The organism is Pseudomonas sp. XWY-1 (genome assembly GCF_002953115.1).
GTDB lineage: Bacteria > Pseudomonadota > Gammaproteobacteria > Pseudomonadales > Pseudomonadaceae > Aquipseudomonas > Aquipseudomonas alloputida.
This window is the reverse complement of record NZ_CP026332.1, coordinates 3,363,866-3,382,913: the sequence shown is the minus strand read 5'-3', so window position 1 is coordinate 3,382,913 and position 19,048 is coordinate 3,363,866. Positions and strand designations below refer to the sequence as shown.

The window sequence follows — 19,048 nt, the reverse complement described above, 5'->3', positions numbered from 1 at the left end:
CGCCGCTCCCGATTCATCTGGAACCCTCATTCATGGAAAGATACCTGAACTTCGTCGAGCGCTATGCGCGGGCAATTGTGTTCGTGCTGGTGGCGATCACCGCCTACTTCACCTACACCCTCGGCGCGCTGATGTCGGACACCAATCCGTATCTGCTCAAGGACACTCACCCGGCGCGCAAGACGATCATTGATTTGCAGCGCGAATTCACCGGCACCTATGACTCGGTCATGGTGGCGCTGAACAACCCCGAGAGTGTCTTCAACACCACGTCGTTGAACGCCCAGTTCGAGCTGTCCCAGGCCATACGCCGGTTGATGCTGGCGAACGATGAGGACCGTGTCGAACTGCAGCGCATCGTCGGCCTCCACAGTGGCGACCCTGATGCCCAGGGTTTGCTGGTGCAGATCCTCGCCGAGGGTTTTTCGCAGAACGATTACGCTGCCGCCAAAGCGCTGCGTGACCATGGGATTGCCCGGCACTGGGACAGCCATGACCTGCAGTTCCTGAGCTTTCTTGCCGAGCGGCTCAACCCGATCCAGGAAATGGCCTCGATGGCTGACCTGGAAAACATCAGCTTGAGTGCCGATGGCGAGTTGTGGATCCACAAGACCCTGCACGCCCTGGATATGGACCCGATCAAGGTCGAAGCGCAGATCATGGGCAACGAGCAGATGGTCGGTGGCGTCGTCTCGGCGGACAAGAAAGTCGCCATGGTCGTCGCCGAACTGGGCACCAAACAGGACGACGCTCAGGCCCAGTTGCGTGCCTATCACCAGGTCCGCGAGATCATCGCGAAGTACCAGGCCGCCCATCCGGAGTTCACCGATGAGGTGTTCATCGCCGGCATGCCGATCTTCATTGCGGCCCAGCAGGAAATCATCGATCACGACCTGGCGATGCTGTTCCCGATCGTGTTCCTGTTGGTGACCTCTCTGCTGGTTTTCTTCTTTCGCAAACCACTTGGCGTGGTGCTGCCGCTGTTCAATATCCTGTTCTGCACCATCTGGACCCTTGGCCTGATGGCGCTGCTGCGTGTGCCGATGGACTTGCTCACCAGTGTCTTGCCGGTGTTCCTGTTCACCATCTGTTGTGCCGACGCGATCCACGTCATGGCCGAATATTACGAACAGCTCAATTCGGGTAAGTCTTTCCGCGAAGCCAACCGTGAAACCCAGCGCCTGATGGTCACGCCGGTAGTGTTGACAACGGTCACGACGATTGCGACGTTCCTGATTTCCACCACCAACAACATTGTCAGCATCCGCAACTTTGGCATGTTCATGTCCATCGGCCTGACGGCGGCGCTGATCATCTCGTTGCTACTGATTCCGGCGTGGATTTCGATCTGGGGCAAAGATGCCGTCCCGCGCAAAGTGCAACTGAAAGAGTCGCTGATCTCCCACTATCTGGTGGTGTTCTGTGCCTGGCTGATTCGCTGGCGCAAGCCGGTATTGCTGGTGACCCTGCCGTTGTTGGCGATGATGACGGTGTTCACGTTCAAGGTGGATATCGAAGACTCGGGCATTGCCTACTTCAAGAAGGACAGCCCGGTGCGGATGTCCGACGAATTCATCAACCGGGCCGGAGTCGCGGGTACATCGCCGGGCTGGATCGCTTTCGACACCAAGACTCCGCGTGGCGCGCTGACCACTGAAACCGTGCAGTTCCTCGACCGTCTGGACCAGTTCATCAAGGCCCAGCCGAACGTGAGTTACACCTATTCGGTGGCGACCTACATCAAGCGCATGAACCTCGTGCTCAACGACATGAACCCTGCTTTCCTGCGGGTGCCGCAGGCGGTGGAGCAGGTGACGGTGGTCGATGATGACGGCAAACCGGAGACCTTCGATGTCGATGGCAACTCGCTCATCGAACAACACATCATGATGTTCGAGAACGGTGGCGGCACTGACTTGCAGAACGTGCTCAATGCCGATTACTCGAAGGCGGTGACGCTGTTCACCATGACCTCCTCTGTGGCGGGCGATTACCAGGCGATGCTCGATAAACTGGACGCCTGGCTGGTCATCAACAAACCGGCCAACCTGCAAGTCACCCATGCCGGTACGCCGTACATATGGACCGGGGTGTTGCAGGAAATCACCCAGGGTCAGGTGCTGAGCTTCTCGCTGGCGTTGCTGGCCGTGACCTTGATGATGATGTTCTGGCTCAAGTCAGTACGCCTGGGCATCCTCGGCATGCTGACGTTGCTGACCACGTCGGTGACGGTGTACGGCAGCATGTACCTGTTGGATATCGAGTTGAACATCGGTACCACACTGGTGACGTTCCTGGTGGTGGGCGTCGTGGATTACGCCGTTCACCTGCTGTCACGGATCAAGATGCTGGTGCAGAAGGGCATCGAGATCGACGAGGCCATCCTGGTGGCCATGCAGGGCGTCGGGCGCTCGACGGTGGTCAACGTCGTGATCTTCTCGATGGGCTTTGTCGCGCTGCTGTTCTCCGCCTACAAACCTGTCATTGACCTGGGTGTATTGGTGATACTGGCGCTGTCATCCAGCGGCTTCATGACCATTTTGTTGGTCACGCTGATTTCGCCGTGGTTCTTTGCCTCGATTGTGCCGCAGCCAGTAGTGCAAGAGGGCGAGCAGCCGGGGGGTGGGGCTGTGCCAGGCTAAATCGCCGGGGCGCCTGCGTGCTGAAAACGGCACCGGGCGCCATGGCCGTTCAGAGGCGGCGGAGCGGATTCAGCGGGCTTTTTCCAGGTGTTCGAACTGGCATTGCATCTGAGCATCTTTGAGGCTCAGCTCAAACTCAACCAAGCCGTCATGCACTTGCTGCAAGGCCTGGATCTGCCCCATCAATTCCTGCTTTTTGTTATCGATGGCCTGCATGGCCAGGTCCCAGGGCAGCTCCTGGCCGCGATGATCCTGCAGAATGGCCTGCATTTCCTTGAGCTTGAAGCCGAGTTGTTGAGCGCATTTGATGAAGGTCAGCAGCTCTACGCTTTGCTGGCTGTAGATGCGGTACTTGCCTTCGCGTTGCGGTGGGGGCAACAGGCCGATTTCTTCGTAATGGCGGATGCTTTTGACGGTGGTGCCCGACAGCTGGGCGGCTTTGCCGATGTACATGAAAATCCCTTTTTGACGCATCAGAAGCGAAAAGATGTCGCGTGCTCGTACAGGCGCGCGACATTTTTGCACAAGCGTCAGGGGGTGGGAAGCCAGGCTGAACAAGGCGTCACAGCAGGGAGGCTCGGCTGGGCAGTGCAGGGGCACGGCCCGACCGGGGCTGATCAGCGGCTGGCGACGGCCTGGACTTGTTTGAGCCAGGCTTCACGCTGTTCCGGCTTGGAGCCCAATACCGGACCGAAGGTCAGGGTTTTCAGAGGTTTTATGCCGCAGAACTCCAGGGTGGTCTTGCGCATCTGGTGCAGGCCCGGCATGCGATATACCCACCGGTAGTACCACGGCGGCGTGTCCATGGTCACCAGAAGGTGAGCCGTGCGGCCCTTGAGCAGCTTATCCGGGAAGGGCGAGCCCTTGCGGTACTTGAAGGCAAAACCGGGCAGAAACACGCGGTCGAAGAACCCCTTGAGCAACGCCGGAATGCCGCCCCACCAGATCGGGTACACCAATGTCAGGTGTTCGGCCCAGGTAATGTCGTTCTGTGCGTTGATCAAATCGGGCTCAAGCAACTGGATCTGGTTATAGCCATCGTGCAAGACCGGATCGAAATCCAGGGTATCCAGGCGCAGCAGGCGCACCTCATGGCCTGCTTGCGTGGCAGCCTCGACATAACGTTCGGACACAGCGCCGCAAAAGCTGTCGTTCGAAGGGTGGCCGAGGATTACGAGCATGCGTTTGCGCTTCATGACAAACTCCAGGTAATGAAGTGCCAAGGGTAAAGTCTGCCCCTTACGGTAGAGTCAAGCCTTGCCGGTTAGCGGTAAAGACAAACAGTCCAGCAGCGCTCGGGTGTAGCCCGGCAAACGTTGAATGAGCGGGTGCAGAAACGCAATGTGCGTTGAGCCAGTACTCAAAGCGTCTATGAAGCCTTACCGGCGCGAGATGAGCCGGCCGCACAAATTTCGTTGAGGGTGTGTTTTTAGAGGTCTCGTACCTCATACCGGTCGTGCAGACCGTTTTTTAAAGGAGACGTTTTGATACCTATGGATAGACCAATAAGACTGGTGGTATTGGGCGCGTCGGGGCGCATGGGTCAGAGACTGGTGCGAAGCTTGCTTCATGCCCAGGGTGCGTGCCTGCATGCTGCGGTGGTACGGCCTGGTTCCAGCTTGGTTGGCAAGGACTGCGCTGAAGTGGTGGGGAGTGGCCCGACTGGGGTGCATTTCACTGACGATATGTTGCGATCGCTCGACGGGGCTGATGGCGTGCTTGATTTCACCCAGCCCGAAGTCACGTTGCAATGCTTGGAGTACACCTCGGCCCGAGGGTTGGTTCACATTATTGGTACGACTGGTTTCAACCCCGAGCAGGAAGCGGCGATTGCTGGCAGCCAAGGGGCGCGCATTGTCAAGTCTGGCAACATGAGCGTAGGGGTGCAGTTGCTCAGTGTCCTCGCTGAAATTGCCGGTCGAGTGCTACCTGCGGAGGATTGGGATGCTGAGGTGCTGGAAATGCATCACCGTCATAAGGTAGATGCACCGTCCGGCACGGCGTTGATGATGGGGGAATCGGTCGCCAAGGGCCGGCAGGTGGACCTAGGCAGCCAGGCGGTGCGCGTGCGAGATGGGCTGACCGGCCCGCGTGAAGTGGGCACCATTGGTTTCGCCACCCTTCGGGGGGGCTCAGTGGTGGGGGATCACTCACTCATCTTTGCGGGCGAAGGAGAAGTATTTACCCTCAGCCACCAGGCACTAGATCGGCAGGTATTCACCCGAGGGGCGCTGCGGGCGGCACGCTGGGCTTGGCATCAGCCTGCCGGGGTATATTCCATGCAGGCGGTGCTTGGCTTGGCAGTGAATTGAGCGTGAGTGCGATGCGGGCTAGTGGTGCTCTAGTCGCATGGATTGGTCCAGCGCTTGCAAGAGTGTCTGGTCGATCTCGTCCAGATCCTTGCAGATGAACCGCACACCCGATGCCTGCATCTGCTGTTTCTGGTACAGGGTTGCGGGTTTGCCGATAAAGCCACAACCGAGCGTTTTGCTCACTTGGGCGACCCGGTTCAGGTCATCGATGAACACCAGCTCGCCGGCACCGGTAGCTGTTTGACGGTGGATTTCAGCCATGCCCGGGCGTGCGTGGCCCATGTCGATGTAAGGCAGGTCGGCATCGAAGTACTCACTTACCGGCGCCAGGTAGCGGTCGAAGATCGCTGCCTTGGGGCTTCCCCCATATGCGGTGATACGAGCGCCTGTTTCTTTGAGCCGGGCGAGCAAGGCAACGGCTCCCGGTTCCAGCTGTACAGGGTGGCGTGCGGCGTACTGGGCTTGTTCTGCGAGGAAGGCATCTATGGTTTCCATGGCTGTCCAGGGCAGGTTGCAGGCCAGCGCCATGATGTGCCCCCCGGCCATATGCGGCGAGCCTAGTATCTGGCGTTCTAGATCGGCCGTGTAGTGGCCGCCATGGCGTTCGACGAAGGTACGAATTGGAGTGCTATAGACATCGCTCAGCAATACACCATTGGTGTCTATCGCGAAATGGCGAATTTTTTCGAGCTTGTTCATTCTGGATTCCATCTCAAATGGGCGCATAGCCGACGAGAAGCAGCGCGGGCTGCTTCTCAACGCGGGGGATTAGGTGTTTTGCGTCGCGGCTTGGCGAAGGCGGAACGTGCTGGGGTCATAGTCGTGGAGGCTGGCGAAAGGCAGCGCTTCGGCTGTGAACAAATGGTCCAGGCGATCACGGTAGGCTTGTAGGTAGTCCGCACGAACCTCGGCGGAGACACTTGCTGGTTGCCAGCAGATGAAGGGTTCGAGCACATCGAAGCCGGTCAGACGCAGTACACCGTGCTGAATGGGAAACAGCAGCGTATTGATGTTGCCGTTGATGCCGTCATGGCCGTACATCGAGGCGCCACCCCCGGTGGTAAGCGAAACCATGGCTTTCTTGCCGGCGAACTTGCCGTTGTCATACCAGGCCCCGGCGCCATAGACCGCACCGTAAGCCAGCACTCGATCTACCCAGCCCTTCAGAATCGCAGGCATCGAGAACCACCAAAGTGGGAACTGCAGAATCAGCGCGTCGCAAGCAAAGAGCTTGTCGATCTCTGCTTGAATGTCCGGGGCAAAGCCTGAGTTTTCGGTAGCGTGCGCCTCCTCGACCTGTTGCTTGAAATAGTCAGGGTCGGCACAGGTTGTGAAGTTGCCACGCCCGGACAGTGCCTGCCAGTTCATCGCGTAGAGGTCTGAAACCGTGACTTCATGACCTTACTGAGTGAGGTGACTGCGGGCTTGGGCTGTGAGTGCAGCGTTGAAGCTCTTGGCTTCAGGGTGGGCATGGACGATGTGTACTTTCATGTGTGTTCCCGGGAGTCGTTCGCTGATGGAAGTAAACGAACGGTGCATACTCAGCCCATCTCATGCAGGGCAGACTCACGCCGTTCGCCCGCAAACTCTGGCCAAACGGGGGCATTTCGGCTAGCTGCGAACTATCTCAGGTAGGGGGGCGCCCAGCGGTGCGTCAGTGGGTTTCTGCGCCGGATCGTGCACACCATGCAGGGTGATGACTTCGCCAGCTTCGTTGCGCCATTGAGCCTCGATCTTGGCTTTTTTGGCTTTGAGTGGGTCGATGTGATTGGTCACGCTATTGCGCGCTGTCCGTGCGAGCTCACGGGCTTCTTTCAAGCCTACATCCGGATACCTGCCAATCACGAACACGTTTTCCTTGCCGCGAAGACGGTACTTCAGTCGCCAGTGCCGGGAGGGTGATTTGCCAGGCTTGAGCGAGGCACGTACCTGTAGATACAGACCCGGCACGTCGCCATCGGCGTACTTACCTGATGGGGTCAGCGAACGTATGAAGGCATCGCTGAGCTTTGAGCGGAATGGAGGTGGTTTTTCGGGGGACATGGTGTGGGGGTAGCTTTTTTGATCTGGGCTCGATGTACCCCCAAGATACCCCCAGTCAAGCTGGAATTTAGTGGATTCCTACGGACGCAATGGACGGAAAGTCTTTATAACGCTATGTATTTAAAGGTTTTGTGGCGCTTAGTGGAACTCAGTCAAGACTGTCAGGTCGCCGAAGAACATTTGGAAGGGCCTCTAGCGCGGCATTTCTGGCGTGCAAAAGCAGAAATGCCCCCAAAATGCCCTCGATACCCCCAGCAGGATGCGCGATCGCGAATGGCGATTTCTGATAGCTGTCGGGGTGGCGCACTCTGGACTGTATCTCCATGGCCGGATCGACGTAAGCAGGGCGGGGCTGCATCTACATGGGTCGTATGTCACGAATGGCAGCTTTCGACCCAGGCTGTGTGAAAACGCCTGCGATTGTCTAACCTTCTGATCGTCGAGATCGTGGCGGGGACGATCATGAAGCGATTCATAGAAGGTGAGTCTCGGACGCAAGTCACGTTGCTGCCGGAGTGCCTGGACGACTACATCACCGAAGAAAACCCAGTTCGGGTAGTCGATGTTTTTGTCGATGAACTTGACCTTGGAACACTCGGTTTCGAGGGTGTCGATCCTGCGGCAACGGGTCGTCCGGCGTACCATCCAGCAGTGCTGCTGAAAATCTACATCTACGGCTATCTCAACCGGGTTCAGTCCAGCCGCCGGCTTGAGCGCGAGGCAGAGCGCAATGTCGAGCTGATGTGGTTAACGGGCCGGTTGGCTCCTGACTTCAAAACGATTGCCGACTTTCGCCGAGACAACGGTAAAGCCATTCGCAGCGTCTGCCGGCAATTCCTAGTGCTTTGCCGCAACCTCAATCTCTTCACCCAGTCGATCATCGCCATTGACGGCAGCAAATTCAAAGCCGTGAATAACCGCGACCGCAACTTCACCCAGGGCAAGATCAAGGCGCGCATGCAGCAGATCGAGCAGAGCATTGACCGCTATCTTGCGGCGATGGATTCGGCGGATCGGGCAGCGCCCGAGGTCGCCGAGGCCAAGGCTGAACGGCTGAGCGAAAAAATAGAAAAGCTGAAACAGCAGATGACGAAGCTCAAGGAGATTGAAGCGCAGCTTCACGCCAGCCCAGATCAGCAAATCTCTCTTACCGATCCTGATGCGCGCTCAATGGCCACGAGTGGCCGAGGTACTGGCACGGTTGGTTACAACGTACAAACAGCAGTCGATGACAAGCACCATCTGATCATTGCCCATGAAGTCACCAATGTTGGCAATGACCGAACGCAGCTAAGCAATATGGCGAACCTGGCACGCGAAGAGATCGGCGCTGAGTCGCTGACAGTGGTTGCCGACCGAAGCTATTACAAAGGTCCAGAAATCCTTGCTTGCGAGCAGGCCGGGATCACCACTTTTGTACCGAAGCCGCTGACATCAGGCAGCAAAGCGGAAGGCCGATTCGGTAAGCAGGACTTCATCTACATTGCTGCATCGGATGAATACCGATGCCCTGCGGGTCGGCTACTGACCCGCAGGCACTCTTCGATGGAGGACGGCATGTTGCTGCACTCCTACTGGTTCTCAGGCTGCCAAAGTTGCTCCATGCAGAAGCAGTGTACGACGGGTAAGGAACGCCGGTTGAAGCGCTGGGAGCATGAAACGGTAGTCGAAGCCGTGCAGATCCGATTGGAGCATGACCCAGGAAAGATGAAGGTTCGCCGGCAGACGGTGGAGCATCCCTTCGGAACGCTCAAATACTGGATGGGAAGCACTTACTTCCTGACCAAAACCCTACCGAGGGTAAGCACCGAGATGAGCTTTCACGTGCTTGCCTACAATCTCAAACGAATGATGAGCATCCTTGGCATGGCTGGACTGATTGAAGCGATCAGGACTTGAGTCCAACCGTTTCTTTGCGTCCGTATACGGCTATCTGGGCCGCTGCCGCGGCCCAGATAGCCCATGTCGCGCCTGGCGCCCGACTGAGGTAGATCTGCACTTACATCTGTTGAATTTACAGGCTGCCCCAGCTTCTTTCGCTACTCGAGGTACTTACTTGCGTTTTCACACAGCCTGGACCCGAAGCCGCCGTTGGGGATCGGCAGAAACCGGCCAGAAGCGGCCATTCGCTCGGTCAGTGACTTTTAAAAAAGTGCGGTTACCCGCCCAAACACCAATGAAATACCTCTGGAGCAACTATCAGCCTGCCCAGGCATTCAGCCGACCTAAAGGCCGAGTGTTGGCCGGGTTGTTGTCGATATCAGAGCCTGTAATAGGCTCAGGCCTCAAAACGACTTGCTGACCCCTGCAATCACGGTTGGTGCGCAGACATCGTCGAAGCCGTTGTAGCTGTAGCACTCGGAGTCAGACAAATCGCTATCTGCATACGACAGTGACCAGTCGGCAGTGAACAGGGTCTTGCTGAGGGTCACTTGCCACTCGTTGTAGCTGGATCGAGCCTTCTCGTCGCGGCTGAAGAAGGTGTCGTCCTTGAAGTCCACCTTGCCATAGCGAAGATCCAAGCCCACCTCCATTGGGAGCGTGGTCTCATAGCCCACGAAGCTGTAGAAGTAGCTCTGATCGCCATACAGGTCGTTGGAGTAGTAGCCGCCGACATAGGCGCCGTAGGCGGTCAGCTTGGCGTAGGTTTCACTGTTGTTCAGTGCCCCTTCTTTGGGGTACTCGTACTGGTAGTACGTCAGATCCAGGCTGATGTCATCGGTGGCCTGCCAGAAGTAGCCGACGTAGTAATCAATCTCCTGTCGGGTCTTGCTGTCATAGCCGTAGTCCACGTTTGAACTCCAGATGCCTGCGTACAGCCCACTGGAGTGGGACAACCTGGCGGAGCCCTGGATGGCCGGGTCGCCCTGAGTTTGAGACATGCCTCGCGAGTGGTAGTCGCTGTAGGCACCAACAGTTAGATCGAGACTGAAATCGTCGTTTAGCGTGATGGCCTGGCACACCATCCAAGGGGCGAGTGTCTCACCCATAAGGGCCATTTGCAGCGCACGTTTCATCATTAACTCCTCGTTTCTTTCTTGTGTTTTGGAGTGGTAGAAGCTCAACTGATCTCGCCAGCGCAAACTGATAGCTCCGACGAAATTCAGGGCGAGAGAAACCAGGGCAGGCATGAGTACCTGCCTGCTCTTGTTGGGCTTTTCCTTGATGACTGTGGGGCTGGATCAGGTGTCGCCTCAGCTCGACATCGTTCCGCGTGGGCCCTATATCCTGTTGCTCATGGCCTGGGGTAGATGTTCTGGAACCACCATTCTCGGCGTTTGCAGTAGGGGTCTGATTTGATGCTGGGGTCGGCATCCAGAGCGAGCAGCGGACGATTTTCCGTGTCGTAATCAGCCCAGGCGGGATAATCCGGTTGACTGGTCTCTGCGTAGTTGAAGATCAAGCCCTGCATCAGCCTTACCAGGGACTCACGCTCCTTGCTGTCGGTACTGTTGGCGGGCAACCCAGCAAGGCGCTTACCTACATAGGTGTCCAGCTTGTCGAAGAAGTACACCTGATCCGCAGCGTGCTGAGCGCGGCGACGCGGGTCGGTTTCACGATCAAATCGATAGACCTTTACCCGATTGTTTCGAGCCAGCCCCTCAGCAGCCCATAGCGAAGGCATTACAAAAGCGCTGTCACCGAGCAGATGCATTGCCCGCTGTCCGTCGTTTTCATCGGGGAATGTCTCGCAGTACAGGTTTTTAACCGACTCCGCCAACCTTGCCGGAATGCCAATGTTCTCGATGACGGAGTCCATTCCCAACTGGTCAATTTGCTCATCCCAGTTCAGCCACAACCCCATCTCGTAGTTGGTGAAGCCGATGATGATATCGATTCCTGTGGCCTCGCCTTTGGCAGCAAAGGCGATAGGATCGACGAGTGAGCTTTTGGCATGGGATTTTGGCCAGAACAGCGAATCCATATGGAAAAGCATGTCCCTGCTTTCGCTGAGCTGGTGAACCTTCATCATCAGGTCGGCGGTTGTCATCTCATTTAGCTGCTGGAAGCTGTCGATACCGCAGTCAGCAAAAAACTCACGAGCCACATCGCCTGCTGACGCATCGGATAGCCCATAAGTTAGATCGCCACTCAGGCCGGGCAGCCCTGCGTAACCGCTCATCATCACTACGCGCCTGACCAGGCCGTTCAGATGCCCGCCTGCCAGATGCCAGCTGATATCGATGCTGCCGGCAGACTCTCCCATGAGCGTGATGTTCTCTGGGTCACCACCGAACTGTGCGATGTTACTGCACACCCAACGTACGGCTTGGAGTTGATCAAGCAGTCCGTGAGAGTGCGAGCCAGAGTATTCCGTGCCCCCCAAAACGCTGACATCAAGGAAGCCGAACACTCCAAGCCGATAGTTGATAGAGACAAAGACCAAGTCGCCGTTCTTTGCCAACTGATCACCGTGGTAACCCTCCAGCCGACTGCTCTCCAACCAGTTCGCGCCACCGTGAATCCAGATGACTACAGGCTTCTTGTGTGGCGCAACAGCTGGAGTCCACACGTTAAGAGTCAGGCAGTCTTCTGACCCGACCCAGGGTTGTCCTTCAACCTGAGGCTCATCAGTGAGCTCTGAAAACTCGCCCTCAGTAGAGTCGAACAACTGCGCAGAGGCAGAGCCAAACCGGCTAGCGTCACGAACGCCGCTCCAACCTTCGTACGGCTGTGGTGGCCGGAAGCGCAGAGCACCCACCGGGGCTTTAGCGTAGGGAATACCGAAGAAAGTGTGCAGGCCAGCGGCGATATCGAAAGTACCGCGGATAGCGCCTTGCTCAGTCTGAACAACCGCAGATTGAGTGGATTTAGAACACATTGCGAAATCCTTGAGCGATGGGGCCTGATGCAGCCCCAATAACAAATAGAAGGGGTTTAGTGATCACATGGAGTTCTTGAATCGGTTCCACGCTCGGCTCATGTCACGTAGCTGCCTGGGGCTTGGATCGGTTTGCCAGAACATCTTCTTGCGGACATCCTCAGGCGGGAAAACTGCTGGGTTTTTGGTGACCTCTTCAGGAAGCAAGGCAAGGCTGGCTGGCACAGCATTGGCATAGCCAACGGTTGCCGTGAAATCCGCGCTAATCTTTGGCTCCAGGGTTTCGTTTAGGAAGCGATATGCCGCATCCAAGTTAGGAGCGCCTTGGGGGATGACAAGGAATCCAAACCAGGCTAGAGCGCCTTCACGCGGTGCAACGTATTGGATCTTGTCGGTGATGCCTGCTTCTTGAGCCCGTGCTCGTGCGATCTCCACATCGCCTGACCAGCCCAGCACGAGGCAGACGTTGCCGTTGGCTAAGTCGTTAATGTAGGTGCCCGATGCGATATAACGCAGATTGGGAAGGACTGCTTTTAGAAGCTCGTTGGCCTTCTCCAAGTTCTGCGGTGTCGGCTGCTGCGGATCAAGCCCAAGGTAGTTCAGGACGATGGGATACACGTCCTCTGGGCTGTCGAGCATTGCGACACCGCAAGATTTAAATCGACTAACGATCTCCGGCTTGAACAGCAGATCGAGCGAGTCGAATGGCGCATCGGGCATTTTTGCCTCAAGCAGGCTCCGATTCATTCCTATGCCGGTGGTGCCCCAGTCGTAGATGAGTGCATGGCGATTGTCAGGGTCTTTGCTCTCTACGAACTTCATCAGCTCCGGATCAAGATTCTTCCAGTTGGGAATCTTGCTGCGATCCAGCTCAGTCAATGCGCCAGCCTTGATCAGTTGACTCAGCGAGGTATTCGAGGGTGCTGCGACGTCGTATCCACTGTTACCTGTGAGCAGCTTCACTTGAAGCGTCGCCTCACTGTCGAAGGTGTCGTACAGCACCTGGATGCCGGTCCTGTCCTGAAAGTCTTTGATGGTGTGTTCACCGATCAGATCCGACCAGTTGTAGACCCGAACTTGCTGGGGAGCCGCGATTGCCGCGCCGATGGACGCTGCAAGTGAAGCGGTGAAGCCAATAACCAAACCGAGCCTGCTCATGGCGCTGATGCCCTCGTTTTTTTCTTGTGGGAAAAAGCTATTCCATGTCATTTATGTAGCCAACTACATTTTAACTTCCAACTACACAGAATGGCTGTCAGCCGCTAGAATGCCTCGTTGTGCCACCACCTATGGAATGAATATGCCCGTTAGCCAGCCACAGCAGACGCCATCGCTTCGCGAACGGAAGAAGGAGAAGTTTCGCCAGAACCTCGTGAATACCGCGACCAAGCTGTTCCGCGAAGGCACGGTCAGTAGTACGCGCATGGAGGACATTGCGGCGCAGGCTGAGGCTGCGGTGACGACGGTTTACAACTATTTCCCGAACAAGCATTCGCTGCTGATAGCAATCATTGAGAACCAAGTGTTATTGGCGCAGGAACGGGTGCATGAGGTGCTCAGAGATCTGCCGACAGACCCTCAGCAGGGCATCCTCGCGATGATTGCCGCAGACTACGGGGACATCGATACCGTCGAGGACAAACGCTTCTGGCGCGAGCTTTTAGCGGTGATGGTGCTGGCGGTGGATGAGCAGCCTGACATTGAGCAGGCCCGGCGTCGTTTCCGTACGTCATTGAAGCGGGCCATTGAGGTGTATGCAGGAAATGGCACGCTGCAAGGTAGTCATGACCCAGATGCCCTAGTCGACATCATCTATGCGATTTACGCATTCCACTTTCGCAACCTGGTGTGCTCGCAGGGCTCCCTCACAGCGGGCGTACTACAGCTCGTTCAGCGCGACATCAGCTTGTTGTTTGTCGATACGCTGAAATGACGTCGCTTTACTGCACCATAATATTGGCCTGCTTCTGGCCGAGTAGTTGCTATCCCTGAGAGGCAGCTTTTGGCCGGTTTCTGCCAGTTCCCACCGGCAGCTTTGGGTCGTTCTCTACCGGTCATAGCCATGCAGTGGTTGGTCAAATCCGATGCAAATACTTGGTCAAGTAGAATGCAACCAAGTGGTCAAGTAAGTGCGCTGCGAGGCCACCGCCTGGAACTTGCTGCCATCGATGGCCGCCAACTGGCCACTGATCAGCCCCACCTGGCGGCAGAACTGCACGAAGGCCCGGCAGGTCGCCTGGAAGGCCGCGCCATTGTCCTTGCGGAAGTCGGCGATAGTCTTGAAGTCCGGTGCCAGGCGACCGAGCAGCCACATCACCTCGACATTGCGCTGGCACTCGGCCTCCAGCCGGCGCGAGGAGCGGATGCGCTGGAAGTAGCCATACAGGTAAAGCTTGAGCAGGTCCGCCGGATCGTAGGCTGGCCGCCCCGTCCTCTGCGGCTGGGCTTTGCTGAAGCCCAAGACCTGTGGATCCAGTCGGGCCACGTAGGCCTCAATCACCCGCACCAGATGGTCTTCCGGAACCAGTTCGTCCAGCGTCGGTGGAAACAGGCTGCTCTGCTGGCGCCCCTCTCCCTGAATGTAGCCCATAAACGACAATGCCCATATTGATCGATACGGGCATTGTCTTCAGCTCGGCCCTGGACTGCCAGGTTTTCACACAGCCGACGTGGGCCATGGCATCGCGCATGAAATGCACACCGCAGCGCTGCCAGGTGGTGCACGCTGGACATCAGTGAACCTCCCTGGCAGGGTCGCCGGCCCTGATGCCCCGCATTTTGCTTTCATTCCATTTTGCCGGTGCGCACGATACCTTGCACATACGCCACGATCTGTTCGTTGGCGACCTCGACATTGCCCCAGTGTGCCCGTCCGCACAGCAGGCTCAGCACTGCTTGCGCGATGGCGTGTGCCCGTGATCCGGACGCGGGTCCACACAAGTTGCAGTCGGCGATGATGATTTCGGCCAGCAACGCACTATAGACCGCCTTGAGCTGCTCGACCTGCAGCGCCTGGTCGTCGGTCAGGTTCATCGCCTCGCGGGTCAGCAGTACCAGGCGGTCGGGGTGGGCCTGGCTGAAGGCGATAAATGCCTGCACGAAACAACGCAGGCGCTCGTCGGTGGAGCGGCTAGCCTTGAGCGATTTGCGGGTTTCATACAGCAGGTCGGTCAGGCTTGACTCGATTAGTTCGAACAGCAGCCCCTGCTTGCTTTCGATATGGTGGTACAGCGAGCCTGGATGCAGGCCCAGATGGCTAGCCAGGTCACGCAGGCCGATGGCTTGGTAGCCACGCCGGGCGAATAGGTTGCTGGCGGTCTCCAGCAAGCGGTCTCGGGCATCGGGGGAGGGAACAGGCAGGCGGCTGGCGGCGGGCATAATGGGACCTGTCAGTGATTTGATGTTTGACCAAATGTAAGACAACAGGCATCTTACGTAAAGACTCAATCACGGAGGTGTGTTGTGGAAAATCAGACAGTGGTGATCGTAGGTGGCGCGTCGGGTCTGGGGCTGGAAACAGCTCGCCTGATGGTCAAGCGTGGGGCTGGCAAGATTGGCCTGATCGACCGTAACGAGCAATTGTTGGTACAAGCTGCCGAAGTGCTGCGCACGCAAGGTGCAGAGGTGGCCATCGCGGTCGGCGACATCGCTCGCAAAGATACCGCCCATGCCGCCTTTGGCGAAATCGTCAGCGCACTGGGTCGGGTTCACTGCCTGGTCAACAGCGCGGCCATCTACCCGCGCCAGGACATCTTCGAGATCAGCGACGAAGAGTGGGACCTGGAAAACGCCGTCAACATCAAAGGTACCTATCACATGATGGTGGCGGCAGTGCGACACATGCAGCAGTTTGTCGCGGCGCCTGCGGTGACCGGTCGCATCGTCAACGTCACCTCCGTGGACGCTTTCAAAGCCCACCCGCAGAATGCCCACTACGCTGCCACCAAAGCTGCGGTTGTCAGCCTGACCAAATCCTTCGCCCAGGCCTGCGCCAAGGACCAGATCCTGGTCAACTCGGTAGCGCCTGCCGGCTTTGCCACCGAGCGCGCCAAGCAACTGGGCTTCCTTGGCGAACTGGCGGCAGCCAACCCGCTGGGCCGCGCCGCAGAACCTGCCGAAATCGCCGAGTGGATCGTGATGATGGGCAGCAGCCGCAACAGCTATGCCACGGGTGAAAACGTCATTGTTAGCGGAGGCTACATCTATGCCTGAAGTCGCATTTCCCGAGGGCTACCAGCGCGCGCTGGTGACCGGGGCCACCAGCGGTATCGGCAAGGCCATCGTGCTGGCGCTGCGCGATGCTGGCCTTGAAGTGATTGCCGTTGGTCGCAGCGCCGAGGCGTTGGCGGAGCTGGCACGCGAGCCAGGGGTGAGCACCTTGCAGGCCGACGTGCGCGACTACCGCGGGTTGAGCCGGGCGCTGGAGGGCCGCTCGGTGGATGTACTGGTCAATAACGCCGGCATTCTGTCCACCCGCGCGGCGTTTCAGGAAATCGACGAGGCCGAAATCGACAACATGCTCGATATCAACCTCAAGGCGCCGCTGCACCTGGCGCGCCAGGTATTGCCGGGCATGGTCGGGCGGGGCAGGGGGCACCTGTTCTTCATCGGCTCCAGCGCCGGCCGCGCCCCGCACCCGGGTGCTGCGGTGTACGGTGCGTCCAAGGCTGGCGTCAGCCTGTTTTGCGATGCCTTGCGCTGCGACCTGCTGGGCAGCGGCGTGCGCGTGACCGAGATCGCCCCGGGCCGGGTGCAGACCCAGCTGTACAAAACGGCCATGGGAATGCAGGCGGCGGGCAACGAGCTGTACGAAGGCTATGAATCGATCCAGCCTGAAGACATCGCCGAGCTGCTGCTTGCCGCGCTGAGAATGCCGCGCCAGGTGGATGTGTCGCGCCTTGAAGTGTTCCCTACCGCCCAGGCAGTGGGTGGCGGGCGGATGGTCAAGACCAGCGCCTGAGCCGCTGGCCCTGTCGCCGGCGCCTACAGAAAACCCCTGTAGGAGCCGGCTTGCCGGCGATAGTGCCACAACACTGAAAACAGACGAATCACTGCTTGACCACATGTAAGACAACATATAACTTACATGGAGACCGCTTAAGCGGATCGATACAACTACAAAGCAACAGCAGGGGATATGACGATGACTGCGACATCATGCCGGGTCGGCGTGGACATAGGCGGGACCTTCACCGATATCGCGCTGGACGTGGACGGCGTGCTGCATTCGACCAAGATCCTGACCGACTACGAGCTGCCCGAGCGGGCCATCCTCACCGGCGTGCGCCAGGTGGTGGAGCAGGCCGGCCTTGCACTTTCGGATATCGACCAGTTGATCCACGGCACCACCCTGGCTACCAATGCCCTGATTGAGCGCCGCGGTGCGCGCACGGCCTTCATCACCACCGAGGGTTTCCGTGACACCCTCGAAATGCGCACCGAAAACCGCTTCGAGCAGTACGACATCAACATCGTCCTGCCGCCACCGCTGATCGACCGTGAACACCGCTACACCCTGCGCGAGCGCCTGGGCGTCAAAGGCCAGGTGCTGATCGCCCCGGTACAGGCAGAGATCGACGCGCTGGTCGAGCGCATCGCCGAAGGCAACTACGACAGCGTCGCCATTGGCTTCATCCACAGCTATGTCAACGGCGCCCACGAGCGCCAACTGCGCGATGCCCTGCAGTCGCGCCTGCCGCAGCTGTCGATCTCGATTTCCAGCGAAGTCTCGCCGCAGATGCGCGAGTTCGAACGCTTCAACACCGTTTGCGCCAACGCCTACGTAAAACCACTGATCAAGTCCTACCTGGACCGCCTGGTGGTCACCCTCAAGCAGGAAGGCGCCGACTGCCCGGTGTTCATGATTCACTCAGGTGGCGGCATCATTTCGGTGCAGAGCGCTGCCGAGTTTCCGGTGCGCCTGGTTGAATCGGGCCCGGCCGGCGGTGCGATCTTTGCCGCCGACATCGCCCGCCGTTATGCGCTTGAGAATGTGCTGTCGTTTGACATGGGCGGCACCACGGCCAAGATTTGCCTGATCGAAGACCAGGTGCCGAAAACCGCCAAAACCTTCGAAGTGGCGCGTACCTACCGCTTCAAGAAGGGCAGCGGCATGCCGATTTCCATTCCGGTGGTGGAAATGGTTGAAATTGGCGCCGGCGGCGGTTCCATCGCCAGCATCGACAGCATGCGCCAGATCCGCGTCGGCCCGCACAGCGCCGCTTCCGAGCCGGGCCCGGCGTGCTACGGCCGTGGCGGCCTGGAGCCGACCATCACCGACGCCAACCTGCTGCTTGGCCGCCTGGACGCCGACAACTTCGCCGGTGGCGCCTTGCGCTTGTCTACCTTGGCTGCCGGTAACGCCATGGCGCGGGTGATTGGTCAGCCCTTGGGGATGAAGCCCGAAACCGCCGCCTTCGGCGTCTGCGAAGTGGTCGACGAGAACATGGCAAACGCCGGCCGCGTGCACGCAGTGGAAAGCGGCAAAGACATCGCCGACTACACCATGATCACCTTCGGCGGCGGCGGCCCGCTACATGCCGCGCGCCTGTGCGAAAAAATGGGCGTTGCCCGTTTCATCGTTCCGGCCGGTGCCGGCGTGGGCTCGGCCATCGGCTTCCTGCGCGCACCCTTTGGCTACGAAGCGGTACGCAGTTCGTTTGTGCGCCTGTCCGAATTCGATGCAGTCGCCATCAATGGCCTGATCGCGGAAATGAAAACCGAATCGCTGGGCTTCCTGCGCCAGGGCATGCCCGAGGGTGAGCCGGAAATGGAATGCACGGCGTTCATGCGTTATGTCGGCCAGGGTTGGGAAATCCCCGTGGCGCTGCCGTTCAAGGCGTTCAGCGCTGCCGATACCGTGCAGTTCAAGACGCTGTTCGAAGAAGCCTACACGCGCTTCTTCGGTCGCCCGATCGACGGCCCGGACATCGAGATCGTCAGCTGGTCGGTACGCGCCAGCTCGCCGCTGCCGCCTGTGGAGCGCATCGAGACCGTGGGCGCCTCCTACCGTGCCCAGGAAGTCGATCGCCGTCAGGTGTTCGATGTGGCCGCCGGTGGCTTCGTCGAAGCTGGCATCCATCCGCGCGAAGAGCTGCAGGTCGGTGCCCGGGTCGACGGCCCGGCAATCATCGTCGAGCGCGAGACCTCGACCTTCGTCACCTCCAACTTCACCGCCACGGTCCAGCCAGACGGCTGCCTGCTGGTTGTGCGCCGCTAACGCCTGAATT

The 19,048-nt window shown here is 58.4% G+C and carries 14 protein-coding genes and 3 pseudogenes; 7 read left to right on the top strand and 10 right to left on the bottom strand.

The features are described 5' to 3' along the window. Positions 1-32 precede the first annotated feature (32 nt). A complete protein-coding gene (locus PRJ_RS15710; protein WP_104961895.1) occupies positions 33-2,642 on the top strand; it encodes an RND family transporter in 2,610 nt (869 codons plus the stop codon). Between the two features lie 69 nt (positions 2,643-2,711). Here the strand turns inward: PRJ_RS15710 and PRJ_RS15705 are convergent, their stop codons facing one another. Beyond that, positions 2,712-3,095: a MerR family transcriptional regulator gene (locus tag PRJ_RS15705; RefSeq protein WP_003253954.1), complete on the bottom strand. Its 384-nt coding sequence runs from the start codon at positions 3,093-3,095 to the stop codon at positions 2,712-2,714. A 164-nt stretch (positions 3,096-3,259) separates the two neighbouring features. Further along, the gene (locus PRJ_RS15700; RefSeq protein ID WP_003253953.1) at positions 3,260-3,838 is read right to left on the bottom strand and encodes an NAD(P)H-dependent oxidoreductase; all 579 of its coding nucleotides are present in this window, start codon (positions 3,836-3,838) and stop codon (positions 3,260-3,262) included. 297 nt (positions 3,839-4,135) lie between these two features. Between PRJ_RS15700 and dapB the strand changes: the two genes are divergently transcribed. Beyond that, positions 4,136-4,954 carry a 4-hydroxy-tetrahydrodipicolinate reductase gene (gene dapB, locus PRJ_RS15695; protein WP_104961894.1) on the top strand — a complete coding sequence of 273 codons (819 nt, stop codon included), beginning with the start codon at positions 4,136-4,138 and terminating at the stop codon, positions 4,952-4,954. An 18-nt stretch (positions 4,955-4,972) separates the two neighbouring features. On the opposite strand, the gene PRJ_RS15690 is transcribed toward dapB, so the two are convergent. The 3 genes and pseudogenes from PRJ_RS15690 to PRJ_RS15680 all read right to left on the bottom strand — a co-directional run. After that, a complete protein-coding gene (locus PRJ_RS15690) occupies positions 4,973-5,653 on the bottom strand; it encodes a hypothetical protein (RefSeq protein WP_256597842.1) in 681 nt (226 codons plus the stop codon). A gap of 69 nt (positions 5,654-5,722) precedes the next feature. After that, positions 5,723-6,340, bottom strand: a pseudogene (locus tag PRJ_RS15685) (NAD(P)H-dependent oxidoreductase); the annotation flags it as partial. Positions 6,341-6,664: 324 nt separating this feature from the next. Further along, positions 6,665-6,997, bottom strand: a pseudogene (locus tag PRJ_RS15680) (Arm DNA-binding domain-containing protein); the annotation flags it as partial. Positions 6,998-7,459: 462 nt separating this feature from the next. Between PRJ_RS15680 and PRJ_RS15675 the strand changes: the two are divergent. Continuing rightward, entirely contained in the window at positions 7,460-8,896 is a 1,437-nt protein-coding gene (locus tag PRJ_RS15675; protein WP_104962886.1) for an IS1182 family transposase, read from the top strand. A 386-nt stretch (positions 8,897-9,282) separates the two neighbouring features. On the opposite strand, the gene PRJ_RS15670 is transcribed toward PRJ_RS15675, so the two are convergent. From PRJ_RS15670 to PRJ_RS15660, 3 genes are all read right to left on the bottom strand, one after another. Beyond that, entirely contained in the window at positions 9,283-10,014 is a 732-nt protein-coding gene (locus PRJ_RS15670) for a TorF family putative porin (RefSeq protein WP_104961893.1), read from the bottom strand. Between the two features lie 218 nt (positions 10,015-10,232). After that, a complete protein-coding gene (locus PRJ_RS15665; protein WP_104961892.1) occupies positions 10,233-11,819 on the bottom strand; it encodes a carboxylesterase/lipase family protein in 1,587 nt (528 codons plus the stop codon). Positions 11,820-11,882: 63 nt separating this feature from the next. Further along, positions 11,883-12,977 carry a polyamine ABC transporter substrate-binding protein gene (locus PRJ_RS15660; protein ID WP_158682567.1) on the bottom strand — a complete coding sequence of 365 codons (1,095 nt, stop codon included), beginning with the start codon at positions 12,975-12,977 and terminating at the stop codon, positions 11,883-11,885. Here PRJ_RS15660 and PRJ_RS15655 point away from each other — a divergent pair. Beyond that, positions 12,976-13,752, top strand: a complete 777-nt coding sequence (locus tag PRJ_RS15655) for a TetR/AcrR family transcriptional regulator (RefSeq protein ID WP_158682566.1) — start codon at positions 12,976-12,978, stop codon at positions 13,750-13,752. The two genes, PRJ_RS15660 and PRJ_RS15655, sit on opposite strands and share 2 nt — an antisense overlap. A 189-nt stretch (positions 13,753-13,941) precedes the next feature. Here PRJ_RS15655 and PRJ_RS15650 read toward each other — a convergent pair. Continuing rightward, positions 13,942-14,409: pseudogene (locus tag PRJ_RS15650) on the bottom strand (transposase); the annotation flags it as partial. A 194-nt stretch (positions 14,410-14,603) separates the two neighbouring features. Then, positions 14,604-15,197, bottom strand: coding sequence for a TetR/AcrR family transcriptional regulator (locus tag PRJ_RS15645; RefSeq protein WP_104961890.1), 594 nt, complete (start codon positions 15,195-15,197; stop codon positions 14,604-14,606). Between the two features lie 84 nt (positions 15,198-15,281). Here PRJ_RS15645 and PRJ_RS15640 point away from each other — a divergent pair, with 84 nt between their 5' ends. The 3 genes from PRJ_RS15640 (at position 15,282) to PRJ_RS15630 (ending at position 19,038) form a co-directional block, all read left to right on the top strand. Then, positions 15,282-16,031: an SDR family NAD(P)-dependent oxidoreductase gene (locus PRJ_RS15640; RefSeq protein WP_014861589.1), complete on the top strand. Its 750-nt coding sequence runs from the start codon at positions 15,282-15,284 to the stop codon at positions 16,029-16,031. Next, complete coding sequence (locus PRJ_RS15635) at positions 16,024-16,779, top strand: SDR family oxidoreductase (RefSeq protein WP_014861590.1); 756 nt, start codon at positions 16,024-16,026, stop codon at positions 16,777-16,779. The genes PRJ_RS15640 and PRJ_RS15635 overlap by 8 nt, the downstream gene beginning before the upstream one ends. Before the next feature lie 183 nt (positions 16,780-16,962). Then, the gene (locus tag PRJ_RS15630) at positions 16,963-19,038 is read left to right on the top strand and encodes a hydantoinase/oxoprolinase family protein (protein WP_104961889.1); all 2,076 of its coding nucleotides are present in this window, start codon (positions 16,963-16,965) and stop codon (positions 19,036-19,038) included. The last annotated feature ends 10 nt before the right edge of the window (positions 19,039-19,048 follow it).